At 75.8% G+C, this 16,068-nt stretch carries 13 protein-coding genes; 7 read left to right on the top strand and 6 right to left on the bottom strand.

Annotated features, from left to right (window positions below):
* The 4 genes from CUD01_RS13255 to CUD01_RS13270 form a co-directional block, all read left to right on the top strand.
* The coding region (locus tag CUD01_RS13255; RefSeq protein WP_174773893.1) for a M15 family metallopeptidase at nucleotides 1–997 on the top strand (997 nt) is incomplete at its 5' end.
* Nucleotides 998–1,256: 259 nt separating this feature from the next.
* Nucleotides 1,257–1,694 carry an OsmC family peroxiredoxin gene (locus CUD01_RS13260; RefSeq protein ID WP_141321719.1) on the top strand — a complete coding sequence of 146 codons (438 nt, stop codon included), beginning with the start codon at nucleotides 1,257–1,259 and terminating at the stop codon, nucleotides 1,692–1,694.
* 147 nt (nucleotides 1,695–1,841) lie between these two features.
* Nucleotides 1,842–2,081, top strand: coding sequence for a FeoA family protein (locus CUD01_RS13265; protein WP_141321721.1), 240 nt, complete (start codon nucleotides 1,842–1,844; stop codon nucleotides 2,079–2,081).
* A 297-nt stretch (nucleotides 2,082–2,378) separates the two neighbouring features.
* Nucleotides 2,379–5,456 carry an FAD-binding and (Fe-S)-binding domain-containing protein gene (locus CUD01_RS13270; RefSeq protein WP_141321723.1) on the top strand — a complete coding sequence of 1,026 codons (3,078 nt, stop codon included), beginning with the start codon at nucleotides 2,379–2,381 and terminating at the stop codon, nucleotides 5,454–5,456.
* A gap of 113 nt (nucleotides 5,457–5,569) precedes the next feature.
* On the opposite strand, the gene CUD01_RS13275 is transcribed toward CUD01_RS13270, so the two are convergent.
* Nucleotides 5,570–7,417 carry an HNH endonuclease signature motif containing protein gene (locus CUD01_RS13275; RefSeq protein WP_243861315.1) on the bottom strand — a complete coding sequence of 616 codons (1,848 nt, stop codon included), beginning with the start codon at nucleotides 7,415–7,417 and terminating at the stop codon, nucleotides 5,570–5,572.
* A 127-nt stretch (nucleotides 7,418–7,544) separates the two neighbouring features.
* Nucleotides 7,545–8,891 carry an IS30 family transposase gene (locus CUD01_RS13280; RefSeq protein ID WP_243861327.1) on the bottom strand — a complete coding sequence of 449 codons (1,347 nt, stop codon included), beginning with the start codon at nucleotides 8,889–8,891 and terminating at the stop codon, nucleotides 7,545–7,547.
* A gap of 119 nt (nucleotides 8,892–9,010) precedes the next feature.
* Between CUD01_RS13280 and CUD01_RS13285 the strand changes: the two genes are divergently transcribed.
* The 3 genes from CUD01_RS13285 to CUD01_RS13295 all read left to right on the top strand — a co-directional run bounded on the left by CUD01_RS13285 (nucleotide 9,011) and on the right by CUD01_RS13295 (nucleotide 12,246).
* The gene (locus CUD01_RS13285; RefSeq protein ID WP_244937781.1) at nucleotides 9,011–9,469 is read left to right on the top strand and encodes a pyridoxamine 5'-phosphate oxidase family protein; all 459 of its coding nucleotides are present in this window, start codon (nucleotides 9,011–9,013) and stop codon (nucleotides 9,467–9,469) included.
* Nucleotides 9,470–9,515: 46 nt separating this feature from the next.
* The gene (locus tag CUD01_RS13290; protein ID WP_094181760.1) at nucleotides 9,516–9,848 is read left to right on the top strand and encodes a thiamine-binding protein; all 333 of its coding nucleotides are present in this window, start codon (nucleotides 9,516–9,518) and stop codon (nucleotides 9,846–9,848) included.
* Nucleotides 9,849–10,281: 433 nt separating this feature from the next.
* Complete coding sequence (locus CUD01_RS13295) at nucleotides 10,282–12,246, top strand: restriction system modified-DNA reader domain-containing protein (protein WP_141321725.1); 1,965 nt, start codon at nucleotides 10,282–10,284, stop codon at nucleotides 12,244–12,246.
* Between the two features lie 16 nt (nucleotides 12,247–12,262).
* Here the strand turns inward: CUD01_RS13295 and CUD01_RS13300 are convergent, their stop codons facing one another.
* From CUD01_RS13300 to CUD01_RS13315, 4 genes are all read right to left on the bottom strand, one after another.
* Entirely contained in the window at nucleotides 12,263–13,339 is a 1,077-nt protein-coding gene (locus CUD01_RS13300; protein WP_141321727.1) for an alpha/beta hydrolase, read from the bottom strand.
* A gap of 26 nt (nucleotides 13,340–13,365) precedes the next feature.
* Entirely contained in the window at nucleotides 13,366–14,322 is a 957-nt protein-coding gene (locus tag CUD01_RS13305) for a zinc-binding dehydrogenase (protein ID WP_141321729.1), read from the bottom strand.
* 98 nt (nucleotides 14,323–14,420) lie between these two features.
* Nucleotides 14,421–15,218 (bottom strand): DUF5995 family protein, encoded by a 798-nt coding sequence (locus tag CUD01_RS13310; RefSeq protein ID WP_141321731.1) that lies wholly within the window; start codon nucleotides 15,216–15,218, stop codon nucleotides 14,421–14,423.
* A gap of 47 nt (nucleotides 15,219–15,265) precedes the next feature.
* Entirely contained in the window at nucleotides 15,266–15,991 is a 726-nt protein-coding gene (locus CUD01_RS13315) for a maleylpyruvate isomerase N-terminal domain-containing protein (RefSeq protein WP_141321733.1), read from the bottom strand.
* Nucleotides 15,992–16,068 lie beyond the last annotated feature (77 nt).

Consider the following 16,068-nt stretch of genomic DNA (forward strand, 5'->3'; position numbering starts at 1 on the left):
TGCCGCTGCCGACGCTCCTGCCGCCGGCGATGCCGCTGCCGACGCTCCTGCCGCCGACGCCCAGGCGGCCTCGAGCGAGCCGTTGCTGAGCGCGTCGCAGGACCTGCTGGCCACGGCCGGCGCCCCGCAGCAGACGCCCGCGCCTGCCGACCCGGCCGACGCGGGTGCGGCAGGGGGTGCCGCCTCGTCGGCCACCCCGACCCCCGACGCGACCGGGACGGCTGCCGAGAACCCCACCGAGACCTCCACCGAGAGCCCCACGCAGGGCGCGACCGACAACCCCGCCGAGCCGTCCGCCGACGACGTCGTCGAGATCCCGCCGGTCCAGGGGCCCGAGGACGCCACGACCCGCAAGATCCGCGCGGCCCTCGCGCGGGTCGTCGCGCTCAGCGGCGAGGTCCTCGACACCGCGGAGGAGGAGCGCGCGCGCATCGCCGCCGAGGAGGAGGCCGCGCGCCTCCAGGCCGAGCGGAAGAAGGCCGCCGCAGCCGCCGCGGCCGCCGCGAAGAAGGCGCAGGAGGAGGCGGCCGCGAAGGCCGCCGCCGAGGCTGCGGCCGAGGCAGCCGCGGCCGAGCGTGCCGCGTGGAAGAAGTCGCTGCTCGGCTACGCGAACGGTCGGGTGCCGTCGTCGGCGCTGTGCGCGCTGTCGTTCGACGCCGGCCAGCTGCTGCGCTGCGACGCCGCCGAGGACCTCGAGGCGCTGGACGCCGCGTACCTCGACGACTTCGGGACGCACCTCGCGGTCTCCGACTCGTACCGCTCGTACGGCGCGCAGGTCACGTGCCGCGCGACCAAGGGCTGGCTGTGCGCGGCCCCCGGCACGTCGAACCACGGGACGGGCATCGCGGTCGACCTGGGCGGCGGCATCCAGTCGTTCGGCACCGCGCAGCACGCGTGGATGCAGCAGCACGCCGACGAGTTCGGGTGGGTCCACCCCGCGTGGGCGCGCGCGGGCGGCAGCAAGCCCGAGGCGTGGCACTGGGAGTACGTGCGCTGACGCGCACAGCCGGTGTGATGCCGGAGCGGCCCGCCGGCGTGACGCCCCGTACCCGGGAGCGGGCTCCCGGGTGATGCGTGCCGGTCGGGGCCCGGGTGTCCGAGGCGTGGCCGCCGGGCTGCGGCGGGCGGCCCCCGCGCCTAGCGTGGACGAGTCGGCCCGGACGCCGCGTGACGCGCGTCGTCGCTGGTGCCGGCGGCCCGCCGACCGCACCAGCGCGGTCGCGGGCGCACATCCACGTCACGACGAAGGAGCGGTCATGCCCACGCGCAGCGCACACACCTCCTGGCAGGGAACTCTCGCCGACGGCAGCGGTCACGTCGAGCTCTCGAGCTCGGGCGCCGGTGCCTACGACGTCTCGTTCCCCCGGCGCGCGGCCGACGAGGCCGGCGGCGTCACGAGCCCCGAGGAGCTCATCGCGGCCGCGCACTCGTCCTGCTACGCGATGCAGCTGTCCGCGCTCATCGGCGAGGCCGGCGGCACGCCCGTCGCGCTCGACGTGAAGGCGGACGTCACCCTCCGCCCCGACCCGGCCGGCGGGTTCCGCATCTCCGGCATCGCGCTCACCGTGCGCGGGCAGGTCGAGGGCCTCGACGCCGACGGCTTCCGTGCCGCGGCCGAGAGCGCCAAGGCCGGCTGCCCCGTGAGCAAGGCGCTCACCGGCACCGAGATCACGCTCGACGCCGCTCTCGCCTGACGCCGCGCTCGCTCGCTGTTCGACACACCGTGGCCGGCCGGCGGGCGCTCCATCACGCTTGACCTGGGCAGTCGTCGGCCTGGGCGGACGTCCCCCGAGGACCTCCGGCCCAGGCTGACGGCTCGCCGGGGACCTACCGTCGCGAGCGTGACCCTCCCCGAGGGGACACCGGGCGACGCTGCCCGGGCCGTCCGCATCGACCTCGACACCGCGATGCGTCGCCGGTGCCGGAGCCTCGGGCTCGCCCCGGGGGCGGCCGTGCACGTGACCCACCGCGGCGGGCTGGGCGACCGTGAGGTCGGGCTGGGGACCGACCGGTTCGCGCTCCGGTCCTGGACCTGCGTCCGGCGCTACGTCTCCCCGGTCCACGGCATCGACCCGGCCTGACACCGCCCGCCGACGGCCCACGGTCGCCTGGCCCGACCGTCGTGCCCCCGCACCCCTACGCCCTTGCATCACCCTCGGGTCCACGACATCGCCCCTGCCCGACCGGGTCCACACCCCCTGCACCGTCCGTGGACGCGCCTGCGTGCCACGCGACCTGCCAGGCCTCGCGCGGCGCCGACGAGGGCGGTCACGGCAGGAGGCGGCGGGTTGGCGGCGGTGGGGCACCAGGAACCCGGGTGCGGGGGCGGCGTCCGGTCCTCGGGTGGTCCCGGACCGCCCTCGGGCGGTGGTGCGAAGATGCCCCCCGTGACTGCTGTGGTCGACGAGAAGAGCGCCGGGACCGACGTCGTCGCCGCGCTCCGGTCCGCGGTGCGCGGTGCGGTCGACGACTCGTCCCGGCGGCGCGCGGAGTACTCGACCGACGCGTCGAACTACCGGGTGGTCCCGCAGGTCGTCGTGTTCCCGCAGGACACCGACGACGTGGAGGCGGCGCTCGCGGTCGCCCGTGAGGCAGGCGTGCCCATCACGGCCCGCGGCGCGGGCACGTCCGTCGCGGGCAACTCCGTCGGCCCCGGCGTGGTCCTCGACTTCTCCCGGCACGTCAACCGCATCCTCGAGGTCGACCCCGAGGAGCGGACTGCGCGGGTCCAGCCCGGCGTCGTCATGGCCGCGCTGCAGAAGGCCGCCGCGCCGCACGGGTTGCGGTTCGGCCCGGACCCCTCGACGTGGACCCGGGCGACCCTCGGCGGGATGATCGGCAACAACGCGTGCGGTCCGCGGGCCGTCGCCTACGGTCGGACGGCCGACAACGTGCTGGCGCTCGACCTCGTCGACGGCACGGGCCGGCGGGTCGAGGCGCGCGCCGGTGAGGGTGCGCTCGACGTCGTGGCCGGTCTGCCCGCGCTCGTGCGTGCCAACCTCGACCTGCTGCGCACCGAGCTCGGCCGGTTCGGCCGCCAGGTGTCCGGCTACTCGCTCGAGCACCTGCTGCCCGAGAACGGCACGGACCTCGCGAAGGCTCTCGTCGGCACGGAGGGCACCGTCGGCACGCTGCTCGAGGCGAAGCTCCGGCTCGTCCCGATCGCCGCGGCGCCCGTGCTCGTCGTGCTCGGCTACCCGGACATGCCCGCCGCCGCGGACGCGGTCCCCGCACTCCTGGCGCACCGGCCCATCGCGATCGAGGGCATGGACGCGCGTCTGGTGGACGTGGTCCGACGAGTTCGCGGTGCGGCCGCCGTGCCGGACCTGCCGCCCGGCGCAGGCTGGCTCATGGTCGAGGTCGGCGGCGACACGCTCGACGAGGCCCTCGAGCGCGCCCGCGCCCTGGCCGCCGACGCGGGGACCCGGGCCGTGGCCCTCTTCCCGCCGGGGGCCGAGGCGACCGCGATGTGGCGCATCCGCGAGGACGGCGCCGGCCTCGGCGGTCGCACGCCGTCCGGTGAGCAGGCATGGCCCGGGTTCGAGGACTCCGCCGTGCCACCGGCGAAGCTCGGCGGGTACCTGCGCGACCTCGAGGCGCTCATGGCGCGGCACCGGGTCGACGGCCTGGCCTACGGGCACTTCGGCGACGGGTGCGTGCACCTGCGCATCGACATCCCGCTCGAGCGCACGGGCGACCCGTTGCGCGCGTTCATGCAGGACGCCGCCGAGCTCGTCGCGTCGCACGGCGGCTCGCTGTCGGGCGAGCACGGTGACGGTCGCGCGCGCTCCGAGCTGCTGCCCGTGATGTACTCGCCGCGCGCCATCGAGGTCTTCGGGCAGTTCAAGGCGTTGTTCGACCCGCGCGACCTGCTCAACCCCGGCGTGCTGGTGCGGCCCGCGGCGATCGACGCCGACCTGCGCCGGCCCGCCGCGCGCCCGCTGCCCGCGACCACCGGCTTCTCCTTCGCGCACGACGCGGGCGACCTCACGACGGCCGTCCACCGCTGCGTCGGGGTCGGTAAGTGCCGCGCCGACTCGACCGCGGCGGGCGGCTTCATGTGCCCCTCGTACCTCGCGACGAAGGACGAGAAGGACTCGACACGCGGGCGGGCCCGGGTGCTCCAGGAGATGGCGAACGGCTCGCTCGTGTCGCGCGGCTGGTCCTCGCCCGAGGTGCACGAGGCGCTCGACCTGTGCCTGAGCTGCAAGGCGTGCTCGTCGGACTGCCCTGCGGGCGTGGACATGGCCCAGTACAAGTCCGAGGTGCTGCACCGCACGTACCGCGGCCGCCTGCGTCCCGTGAACCACTACGCGCTCGGGTGGCTGCCCCGGTGGGCGCGGCTCGTCACGGGGCTGCCCGGGGTCGCGTCGGTGGCCAACGCCGTCCTGGGTGTGCGTCCGATCGCCAAGCTCGTGCTCGCGGCGGGCGGCATGGACACCCGCCGGCAGATGGTGACGTTCGCCGGTGAGCCGTTCCGCCGCTGGGTCCGCCGCGCGGGCGCCTCCGAGGTGACCCGGGTCGCCTCGGGCGCAGCGGCCTCGCTCGCCCCGGCGCCGCCCACGTCCTCGTCGCCCACGACCGACCAGGCGAGCGGGCAGCCGAGCGGCCCGGCGGGTGAGCGGACCGGAGCGGTGGGGGGTGCTCGCGCGGATGCCCCGACGGCTGCCCCGACGGACTCTCGGCCGCGGGTGCTGCTGTGGACCGACTCGTTCAGCGACGCGCTCGCGCCGTCGGTCGCGCGGGCTGCGGTCGCGGTGCTGCGCGACGCGGGCTACGAGGTGCTCGTGCCCGACCACCAGGCGTGCTGCGGCCTGACCTGGATCAGCACGGGCCAGCTCGAGGGCGCGCGCCACCAGCTCGAGCACCTCCTCGAGGTGCTCGCACCGTTCGCCGTGAACGGCATCCCGATCGTCGGCCTCGAGCCGTCCTGCACCGCCGTGCTGCGCTCCGACCTGCGCGACCTCCTGCCCGACGACCCGCGCGCGGTGGCCGTGGCCCGCGAGACCCGGACGCTCGCCGAGCTGCTCACCGCCCCCGCGCCGGTCGGCCCCGGGGACCGCTGGCAGGTCCCCGACCTGTCCGACGTCACCGCCGTCGTCCAGCCCCACTGCCACCACTACTCCGTCATGACGTGGACGCCTGACCGTCGGCTGCTGACCGACGCCGGCGCGACGTTCTCGGCCATGGCCGGCTGCTGCGGGCTCGCCGGGAACTTCGGCATGGAGAAGGGCCACTACGACGTCTCGGTGGCGGTCGCGGAGAACTCGCTCCTGCCCGCTCTGCGCGACGCGGCCCCGGGCGACATCTACCTCGCGGACGGCTACTCGTGCCGCACGCAGGCCGACCAGCTCGCGGGCGTGCAGGGCATGCACCTCGCGGAGCTCCTGGCCTCCCGGCTCGGCGCACGCCCCACCCCCGCACCGCCCGACCGCGCCGAGCCCACGCCCGCCTGACCCACGCCCCGCCTGACCCGCGGCCCGGCGGACCCGCGCCCCGACGGACCTGCGCCCGCCCGACCCGCGCCCGACCGGCCGTGGCCGCAGGGCATACCCGTGTCGTGTCGCGTTCACGCCGTCCACCCCGTTGGCCTCGCCTCGACGCCCGGGCCGAGGTGCGGACCCACGCCGTGGCCGGCGCCCGGCGCCTGCCCGACGATGCGCGTCGGTGACGCCGGGACGTTGTAGGGCCGACCCGACCGATTGCGGAACGTGTAGCGGGTGCCGGCCGAGGAGCGCCCGCCTGACATCGCGAGGTCCGGGCGCGGCGTTCCTGCCACCCACCAGGGCTCCGGTACGCCCTCCGTCTCCGGTACCGCACCCGGCGGCCGCCCCGGGGCGCTGTCCGGCACCGGCGTCGCATCTGACTCCCCGGGTTCGGCGCCCGTGGGCGGGCGCTGCGGGCCGCCGTGTGTCCGCAGGAGGGCGGGTGAGTGACGTTCGACGGTGAGGTCGAGGCGGTGCACCTCGTGGTGGTGGAACGAGCACAGGAGGACCGCGTTGACGAGATCGGACGTGCCCCCGTCACGGTTCCACCACGCGATGTGGTGCACCTCGCAGTACGCGGGCGGCACCGAGCACCCGTTCCACACGCACGCGCGGTCACGCGCGACGACAGCGAGGCGCTGGGCAGGCGTGAACGAGCGCCGCGTCCGGCCGACGTCGAGCGGTCTGCCCGCCGCATCCATGACCACGCGCGTCATCGCGCAGTCGCACAACGCGGTCGCGAGCTCGCTCGGCGACAAGACGGTGCCGTCGTCGGTGACGGCCGGTGGCAGTGGGACAGCCGAGGGCGAGGGCGTCGCCGGCGCCGACCCGCTCGACGGTGCGACGAGCGCGCGCTGCCGCCGCGCGGCGCGGCGACGATGCTCCACCCACGTCTCCGCCGGCACGAGGAGCGACACGTGGGGCACGGCGAGCGAGCCGGGGTGAGGACCGGCGGCGGACTGCGGCCGCTCCCCGTCGCCGCGCGCCTCGTCGCCCACGTCGGCCCACGGCCCGGCACGCACCTCGTCGCGCACCTCGGCCCGCACCTCGTCGCGCACGACCTGGCGTGCGTGGGCGGCCGGCTCGATCGGCTGCGACGCCGACGGGGGAGCGACGCGCCCAGCAGCGGGGTTGCCGGCGAGCGCGGCCAACGCGTCGGCACGAGCCTGCTCGGGTGTGCGGTCGTCGTCGGGGCGGTGCCCGGTGGCGTCGAGGGCGCGCTGCAGCAGCCGGCCCGTGACGGGGTCGAGGCGCCCGCGCAGGTGGGTGCCGTCGGCCGCATGGGTGAGGGTGAGGAACCTCGCGCGGTGCTGGGCGGCGCGTCTGGTCTCGAGGTGGTCGTCGTCCTGCGCGGCGACCCAGGCCGTGAGCGTGCGGCCGAACTCACGGGCGTCGACCCCGCGCGCGAGCTCGACCACGGCCGCCTGTCCCTGCGGCGTGCGCAACGACTCGGCGGCCCGTGCGGGCGCCTGCTCGAGCGTGCGGGCGAGCACGTCGACGTGACCGTCGCGCACCACGCCCTCGGCCATCGCGGCGCGCACGGTGGGCAGGCGCGTCAGCGCCTCGGCGGACCGGACCTGACCGGCCACGTGCCACCTGGTCGAGCCGGTGAGCCGCGCGCGGGTGTCCGCGAACTCGCGGCCGGCACCGACCGCGGCCGCCGCCGACTGCTGTGCCGCGAGCACGGGCGACCGCACGACCGTCACGAGGGATGCGATGCGGTCGAGCATCCCCAAGGCGCGCGCCCGCTGCGTGCCGGACCAGCCGTCGGCCCGCGCGGCGACGGCCGCGAGCGTGGCGAGCCGGACCCGCACCGCCTCGAGCGCGTCGAGAGCTCCGTCCGGCGACTCACCGCTGGCGGGCAGCGCCGCGCGGGCGACGGCGCGGTCTGCCGCGCCGCCCGACCAGGACGCTTCCGACGAATCGAACATGTGTACGACGCTAGTCGATCGGACACGGATGCGTGCACGGGCGGGCGCGCCCTGTGGACGAGCAGGCGACAGGCGTCCGCGTGCGTGGAGCGCGCGGGTCGGAGTCGGTGCGGATGTCAGACTGGGTTCAACCGGTCGATGCAACACCTGCCTGTTGGAGCGACCGTAGTTGCTCATCGAGGACTTCGGCGGGTGTTCTCCAGCCGAGGACCTTGCGGGGTCTGCTGTTGATCGCGGCTTGGACGGCGAGGAGGTCCTCGGCGGGCCAGCGGGACAGGTCGGTGCCCTTGGGGAAGTACTGGCGTAGCAGCCCGTTGGTGTTCTCGTTCGTGCCGCGCTGCCAGGGTGAGTGCGGGTCGGCGAAGTAGACGGCGATCCCGGTATCGATCTTGAACTTCGCGTGGGCGGACAGCTCTTTGCCGCGGTCCCAGGTCAACGACCGCAACAGCTCCGACGGCATCGTGGTCATCGTCGCAGACAGGGCGTCCTTCATCGCGATGGCGCCGTAGCCGCCGAGGGCGGGTCCGTTCTTGACCGGTGGGACCGTTCCGTAGCCCTCGAGGCGGGGCAGGTGGACCAGCAGGGTGTAGCGGCTGGTGCGTTCGACGAGGGTGCCGATCGCGGACCGGTTCAGCCCGATCATCAGGTCACCCTCCCAGTGTCCGGGCACTGCCCGGTCCTCGGCCTCGGCGGGCCGCTCGGCCAGGACGACGTCGGCGGTGACGTGCCCCTGGGGCCTGTTGCGGGCCCGCTCCCGGGGCTTGCGCAGCGCCCGCCCGGTTCGAAGGCAGGCGACCAGCTCGCGCTGGAGCGCCCCGCGGCCCTGGATGTAGAGCGCCTGGTAGATCGCCTCATGGCTGATGCGCATGTCCTCATCGTCGGGGAAGTCCACGACCAGCCGCCGTGAGATCTGCTCCGGGCTCCAGGCCGTCGCCCACCGGCGGTCACCCCGGTGCGGCTTGTTCAGTCCCTTCCAGGTCGTCGCCGGCCCCGGTGCGAGCGTCCCGTCGGGCCGGCGCAGCTGCCCGCTGAGCCGCACTTGGACGTAGTCCTGCAATCGCGGGTTGGTGACGAGCTTGGCCGGCTTGGGACGCCTGGCGGCGGTCTGCGCCTTCCACTGCGCGACCGTCGCCCGGTACTCGAGCTTGCCGCCCCGGGTCGCGGCGTTGCGGCGCACCTCTCGTGAGATCGTCCCCGGGTCACGCCTGAGCTCGCGGGCGATCGCTCGGACGCCGAGACCGCGCGCCTTCAGCAGCGCAATCTCTTCGCGTTCCTCGAAGGACAGGTAGCGGCCGGTCGGCTCGGCCAGCGGCAACGGCGCCATCCCGCCAGCGTGACGAAACCACCGCGACCCGACCGGCACGGACACGCCGACCCCGGCCGCGGCCTCCTCGGTGCGCTTGCCCGTCGCGATCAGCCGCCAGAACTCCCGCTCCACATGCCGGGCGGGGATCGGCCGCCCCGGTGATCGCATCGCAGGCCGCAAAGCCCGATCCGCCTGCTGCTGCCGCCGCACCACCTGGCACCTCCGTGATCACGAGGTGTTGCGACGACCGGTTGAACCCACCCAGTGGTCCGCGGTCTGATGGTCGGGTGGACGGACGAGTGCGGTGGGTGGACGTGCGGCGCGAGGTGCCGCAGCTGGCGGCGGTGGTCGAGGAGGTGTTCGCAGCGGGGACCAACAAGACCCTGGCGACGACGCGGGCTGACGGCTCGCCGCGCATCTCCGGCACGGAGCTGGAGGTGGGCGATGACGTGACGCTCGGCATGATGCCCGCCTCGCGCAAGCTCCGGGACGTGGAGCGTGACCCGCGCGTGGCGATCCACTCGCCGACGATCGAGCCGCCGAAGGATCTGGCGCAGTGGGTCGGTGACGCGAAGCTGGCCGGCCGGCTCGTCCCGATCCCCCAACCGGCCGGCGGGCTGCCCGGCGCGTACTTCGCGCTCGACGTCACCGAGGTCGTCCACACCGGCATGGACGCCACCGGGACCCGCCTGGTCGTGACGGCGTGGCACCCGGGACGCGGCATCACCCGGGTCGAGCGCGAGTGACGCCCCCACCCGGTCCCCGCCACCATCCCGACCTGAGGAGTGTCTGATGCTTGTCGCGTTCTCCGTCGCACCCAGCGGCACCGGCCGTTCCGACGGCTCGGTGTCGGACGCCGTCGCGGCAGCGGTCCGCGTCGTGCGGGAGTCCGGCCTCCCGAGCCGCACCGATGCGATGTTCACGACGATCGAGGGCGACTGGGATGCGTGCTTCGACGTCGTGAGGCGCGCGACCGAGGCGGTCGCGCCGTTCGGCTCGCGCGTGTCGCTCGTGCTCAAGGCGGACATCCGGCCCGGTCACGTCGGTGAGCTGACGGGCAAGGTCGAGCGTCTCGAGGGCGCACTGGCACGGGCCGACGAGCCGGTGCCGCGGCAGGGCGGATGACGGGGTCGCGGCCCGGGCGTGCGGCGCCCACGGAGGACGACGGACGCGCCCGGAACCTCATGGATCACGACCTCTCGTCGTCGGCGTGGACGGGCCGGTCGGCGTGGCGTGGGCGTGTCGCGCGACACGGTGCGGGCGGTCGTGGACGGCACGTGACACCCGCGTCCGAGCGGGCCAGGATGGCGCCCGGGGACGGCCACGCGCTCGTCGTCACCCGCACGGCCCTGTCCGCGGTCGGAACCTGACCCGTCCGGCGGACAGACCGGACATTCGCGGCCATGCGACAGTAGGCACGCGACGACCGCCACCCGGTCGGACGGACGCTCCGGCAGGGAGCGGACCCGTCGCGGTCCGCGCCGCTCGCCCGCGCACGCACCACCCCGTTCCACCCCGCACGAAGTGCCTGCGAGACCCAGGAAGGCCGGCGAGACGGATGCCCCTGTTCGAGCTCGACGACGGCCGGCCGCGCCTCGTCCAGCCGATGCAGCCGCTCCCGGCGTCGTTCTCGCAGGACCTGGCGCTGCTGGTGCAGCACCACCTCGCCGCGATCGCGGGCGAGCCGCTGTTCCCGGTGCGGCACCGGGCGAGCGCGTCGGACCACGCGGACCTGCCGGAGCTGCTGGCGCTGGACTCGACGGGCCGCGCGGTCGTCCTCGAGGCCGTCCAGGTGCTCGACGACGACGCGGTGGTCGCGGCGCTGCGGCACGCGGGCGCGGCCTCGCGCATGACGTCGACGGACCTGGCGCGCGCGTACCACGCGGACCCCGAGCGGTTCGCGGTGGACTTCGCGGCGTTCCGTGAGCAGGTCGCGTTCGGCATGACGTCGAGCCGGCGTGAGGGGGTGCGGCTCCTGGTGGTGTGCTCGGAGGTCGCCCCCGAGGCCGCGGACACGCTCGGCTACCTGCGCGGCCCGGGCCGCCACGTGGACATCCTGCAGCTCGGGGTCGTGCGCGGGGTCGACGACCGCAGGTTCCTCGACGTGTCACCGCTCGCGCGCCACGAGAACGTGCGCCGACCCGTCGAGCCGACCGCGCTGCGGCTCGTGCGCTCGAGCGAGGCGTCGTTCGCGACGGCGATGGCGTACGAGGACGGCCGCCGTCGGCCGCCGTCGCCCGTGGGGTCCTCGCGGGCGGGGACGCCGGGTCTGCCCGCGTCGTCGGCTTTCCCGACCGGTGGCCGCACGGGCCAGGACGGTCCCGGCCGCCCGGTGTCCGCGGCCGTCCCGGCGGTCCCGCCTCCACCCCGCCCGACCAGCGCCGCCGGCACGACGAACGCGGGCGCGACGAGCACGGGCCCGACGAGCACGGGCCCGACGAGCGCAGGCCCGACGAGCGCAGGCCCGACGAGCACAGGTCCGACGAGCACAGGTCCGACGACGGCGAGCCCGACGACGGCGGGCCCGACGACGGCAGGTCCGACGAGCACGATGCGCGCCGGTACGGCGACCGCGGGGAGCACCAGCGGTACGACGACGGCCGCACCGGGCACGACGAGGGCGTCCCGCGGAGGCGCCCGGGACGCCCGCCCGGCGTCGGAGTCGATCTCGTCGACCGCGCTGCCGGTCGCGGGGACGCCGAGCAGGCAGGTGGGCGCGCAGACCCGCGCGGTCCCGACGGTCGTCCCGCCGGTCGGCGCGTCGTCCGGACCGCGCTCGTCGTCGTCGACGCACAGCCCGGCGGCACCGCGAGCGGCTGCGCCGGCGTCGTTCGCGCCGCGCGCGTACTCGCCCCCCGCCAACCGCACGACCTCCCCCTACGTCCCGCCGGCCAACCACGCGCCGACGAGCGACGTCCCGGCGAACCCGGCGCTCGCCAAGCCCGCCGCGTCGTACGGCGCGGTCGTCGGCACGGGCGCGATGCCGTCGATCCCGGTGACCCCGCGCACGCCCAGCGGCTCGCGGGCGACGAGCACGGCCCCGACGCCGTCGACGGCCGACGCCCGGACGCCCGGCGGCCGCTCCGCAGACGGTCGGACGGACGACGAGACACACGACGGGGCGCACGACCGGGCACACGACCGGGCGGACGGCTTGTCGCCGCTGTTCGAGGCACTCGCGGATTGGCCGGCAGACCTGCCGGACGGCCCGCCGCCCCCGTCGGCCGCGGGCCCGGCGCCGCGCGACCCGGACATGCCGTACCCGGAGCTGGCGATGCTGGCGAAGCGGCGCCGTGCGATCGCGACGCTCGTCTGGTTGCGCGAGCGGCGGGGTCAGCGGCTGGTGGCGGAGCTCCAGCCGGACGGCACGATCCTGCTGCCGGACGGTGCGCGGTTCGTCGAGCCGGGGGACGCGGCGGCGTACGCGTCGAGCTCGTCGGTCGAGGTCGACGGGTGGCGTGCGTGGCGGCTGGGTGACGGCGGCCCGACGCTCGCCGAGGCCACGGGCCGCACCGAGTCCTGAGGGTCGCGGGCGGGGCTCAGGTCCAGCCGTACCCTGCGGTCCACCGGTCGATCTCGGCGTACACGCGGGCGCGCACGGGCGGTGCGGACAGGACGAGGTCGTGGATGCCGCCGGCGATGCGGACGACGGTGACGCAGGGCCCGAGCTGCACGGCGCGCCGGGCGAGCAGCTCGACGTCGAGGACGATGTCGGCGGAGCGCATGTCGTCGTGCCAGCGGGGGGTGATGAGGGTGCGGGTGGACGCGAGCATGAGGATGGGCACGTCGACGGACAGGCCGCGCGCGACGAGCGTGTGGCCGGTCATGATCGCGGCGAGCCACCCGGCGCGGACGGGGAACGCGGGGGTGGGCCGCCACCGCTCGTCGTAGGTCCACTCGCCGCCGGTCGCGGCGGACAGGGTGCGGTTGTAGAAGCCGGGGTCGATGTTGGGCAGGGGCGCCTTGGGCTGGAACCGGGCGAGCTGGGCGACGGCGGGGCTGGACAGGTGCCGCAGCAGGCCGGAGCCCTGGAGCTCGAGCCAGGGGGAGTTGAGGACGAGGCCGGCGATGCGTCCGGGGTGCCGGTGCGCCCACAGGCTCGTGACGAGCCCGCCGGTGGAGTGGCCCATGAGCATGACGCGGGCGTGCGCACCGAGCTCGGAGCGCACGACGGCGAGGGCTGCGTCGAGCTCCTCGTCGTACGTCTCGAGGTCGTCGACGTAGCCGGGGGTCTGGTGCGCGCGCAGGCTGCGCCCGTACTTGCGCAGGTCGAGCGCGTAGAACGCGACGCCGCGCGCGGTCCAGTGCTCGGCGAGCCCGGTCTGGAAGAAGTAGTCGGACCAGCCGTGCAGGTAGAGCACGGCGCGTGCGGGGCGCAGGGTCTCGTCGGTCTCGGGCCGGTGTCGCACGAGGGTCGCGACGACGGCGCCCTCGTCGTCGGGTGCGAGGTACAGGGTCTGCGCCTCGTACCCGGGTCCGAGCACGTCGGGAACCCAGGTGCCGGGCGGGGACTCGACGGTGGGGACGTCCTCGTCGGGCACGTCCGTGCGGGGCCCGACGGGCGCGACGGGGAGGACCGGCGTGCCGGCCGTCCCGCTCGTCGTCCGCTCGCTCATCGCACCCCCTGCTCGGCCGTCGCGGGTCAGACCGTCAGGACGATCTTGCCGAACTGCGTGCCCGCGGCGAGCCGCCGCAGTGCGTCGCCTGCCTGCGTGAGCGGGAAGGTGGTGTCGACGAGCGGGCGCACCCCGGTCCGGGCGAGGAACGCGAGCAGGTGCTGCAGGTCGTCGCGGGAGCCCATGGTGACGCCCGCGACGGTGATCTCCTGGAAGAACAGGCGGGTGAGCTCGGCGGCGGTGGGGTCGCCCGAGGTGGCGCCGGCGACGACGACCGTGCCGCCGGGCCGCACGGAGCGCATGGTGTGCGACCAGGTGGCGCGTCCGACGGTCTCGAGGACCAGGTCGGCGCGCGGGACGCGGGCCCCGGTCTCGACGGCGGCGGCCGCGCCGAGCTCGAGGGCGCGGCGGCGTCGCTCGTCGGACCGGCTGGTGACGACGACCTCGAGGCCCGCCGCGGCGCCGAGGAGGATCGCGGCGGTGGCGACACCCCCGCCGGCGCCCTGGACGAGCACGCGTTGGCCGGGTGTGGCGCGGCCGGTGGTGAACAGCATCCGGTACGCGGTGAGCCAGGCGGTCGGCAGGCACGCGGCCTCGACGAACGACAGCTCGGCGGGCTTGTCGACGAGGTTCCACGTGGGGACGGCGACGCGCTCGGCGAGCGTGCCGGGGTACCGCTCGGACAGCAGCGAGCGCGGTTCGTCGGGCCCGACGCCGTGCCCGCTCGGCCCGCCGATGACGCCGTGCACGACGACCTCGCGTCCGTCGACGACGCCCGCGGCGTCGGTGCCGAGCACCATGGGCAGCTGGTCGGCGCGCAGCCCGACGCCGCGCAGCGACCACAGGTCGTGGTGGTTGAGCGCGGCGGCGCGGACGTCGACCACGGACCAGTGCTCGCGCGGCGCGGGTTCGGGCCGGTCGCCGACCTCGAGGCCGGAGACGGGGTCGTCGGACGAGAGCTCTCGTACGTAGGCCGCGATCACACCGTCACGTTACCGATGGGTAGCCCGGCGCACGCGCGGATCGCGGACGCGAGCCGGGCGTGCGCCGGTCCGGGCCGTTCGCGGGCCGTTCGGGCCGGTCAGTGGCCGGGGCGGTCCAGCGGGTCGGGGAACACCGTGAGGAGCTGGCGGCTCACCAGCCCGACGGTCCGCGCGAGCGCGTCACGCGCGGCCGCGGCGACGAACCCGAGGTCACGCAGGTGCCACAGCGTGAGCGCGTTGGCCCAGGCGGCGTCGCGCGCCTTGTCGATGGAGAAGCTCGACACGAGGTCCGCGACGGGTGACAGCTCGCCGCCCGCGGCGACGACGCGCCGGTCGAGGAACGACTGCCGCACGGGCCGCACGACCTCGGCGAGCACGTCGTTGACCCGCTCGAAGTCGGCGTGCACGCCGCGCGCCGACGGTGTGGTGCCGCGCGCCTCGCACGTCGCGACGACGGCGAGCGCGAGGTCGTGGTTGATGTGCGCGTTCATGCCGGCGAGCGCGAACTGCACGGGCCAGATCCCGCGGTGCGCGCGGCGCTCGACCAGCGGCGCCCACGCGCGGTTGACGGGGCGCCGTGCGGCGAGGTCGCGGGGCACGTCGAGGTACAGGTCGGCGAACCGGACGTCGAGGTCCTCGACGAAGGCCGGGTCGCCGAACGTCCCGTCGACGACGCGGCGCGCGACGAGCACCGTGACCTGCCGGTACACGTCGCTGAACACGCCGAGCCCATCGCCCGCGGGCCACTGCTCGCGCTCGGCGTCCATGGCGGCGACCACGCGGCCCAGCGCGACCGAACCCGCGACGGAACCCGCGACGGCTCCCGCTGACCCCGCGACCGACCCCGCCGTCGACCCCGAGCCTGCGCTCGTCCGGGCACCGCTGTCCTGCCCCATGCCCCCACTGTGGCCGAGCGGGGCACGCGTGCCCAGGATGAAGCGCGTCAGAGCACGGGCAGCATGCGCCCCAGGTCGGGCAGCGAGTCCCCGGTCCACCGCGGCGCGAGCGCGACGGCCAGCGCGTCCACGTCGTAGGGCTCGCGTCCGGACGCGAGCCGCACCCACCGGCGTGCGTCGTCCACCTCGAGGTCCCAGCCGCCGCGGGCGACGACGATCGCGAGCAGCTCGTCGGCGACGAGCCGCAGCGCCCCGGGCTCCACGGGGTCGGGGCCGGCGCCCGCACCGGGGACGCGGTGCACCGAGACGAACAGGTCGTCGGCGTGCACGACGAGCTCGACGACGCGCGAGACCGTCATCGTGGAGAGCCGGACGGGCCCCCGGCGGGCCTGGACGACGGGGTCGCCGGACCGGCTGTGCGCCTCGAGCGCGGCGAACGCCGCGGCGGCGCGTGCGTCGATCCACGCGACGGGGTCGGTGGCGACCTGCGCGGCGAGCGCGCGCGTGGTCTCGGCGATGTCCGCCGAACGGCCCGCGTACGTGCCGAGGTACTCGGCGAGCGTGAGGGGCACGGTCCCGGGGGGCAGCGGCGTGCACGCGGCGAGCGCGTCCATGGCCCGGCCGACGTGCGCGACGAGCGCGGTGACGGTCCAGCCCTCGAGCACGGACGGTGCGTCACCCACGGAGTCGTCGACGACGTCGACGACCCAGGTGCGGAGCCGGTCCCACTGGGCGTGCAGCGCGGTGGTGGCCTCGTCGAGGGTCGCGGTCATGGCGCCATCCTGCCGTGCTCGTGCCCTGCCCGTACCCGTGCCCGTGCCCCTACTCGTGCCTGTGCCCGCGCGGGTGA

It is taken from the genome of Cellulomonas uda (assembly GCF_006538705.1).
GTDB classification, from domain to species: domain Bacteria; phylum Actinomycetota; class Actinomycetes; order Actinomycetales; family Cellulomonadaceae; genus Cellulomonas; species Cellulomonas uda.

What these genes read in the sequence shown, in the direction of transcription:
- CUD01_RS13260 (WP_141321719.1), top strand. Translation starts at nt 1,257, where the DNA reads ATGCCCACGCGCAGCGCACACACCTCCTGGCAGGGAACTCTCGCCGAC.
- CUD01_RS13270 (WP_141321723.1), top strand. Translation starts at nt 2,379, where the DNA reads ATGCCCCCCGTGACTGCTGTGGTCGACGAGAAGAGCGCCGGGACCGAC.
- CUD01_RS13275 (WP_243861315.1), bottom strand. Translation starts at nt 7,417, where the DNA reads ATGTTCGATTCGTCGGAAGCGTCCTGGTCGGGCGGCGCGGCAGACCGC.
- CUD01_RS13280 (WP_243861327.1), bottom strand. Translation starts at nt 8,891, where the DNA reads ATGCGATCACCGGGGCGGCCGATCCCCGCCCGGCATGTGGAGCGGGAG.
- CUD01_RS13290 (WP_094181760.1), top strand. Translation starts at nt 9,516, where the DNA reads ATGCTTGTCGCGTTCTCCGTCGCACCCAGCGGCACCGGCCGTTCCGAC.
- CUD01_RS13295 (WP_141321725.1), top strand. Translation starts at nt 10,282, where the DNA reads ATGCCCCTGTTCGAGCTCGACGACGGCCGGCCGCGCCTCGTCCAGCCG.
- CUD01_RS13300 (WP_141321727.1), bottom strand. Translation starts at nt 13,339, where the DNA reads ATGAGCGAGCGGACGACGAGCGGGACGGCCGGCACGCCGGTCCTCCCC.
- CUD01_RS13310 (WP_141321731.1), bottom strand. Translation starts at nt 15,218, where the DNA reads ATGGGGCAGGACAGCGGTGCCCGGACGAGCGCAGGCTCGGGGTCGACG.
- CUD01_RS13315 (WP_141321733.1), bottom strand. Translation starts at nt 15,991, where the DNA reads ATGACCGCGACCCTCGACGAGGCCACCACCGCGCTGCACGCCCAGTGG.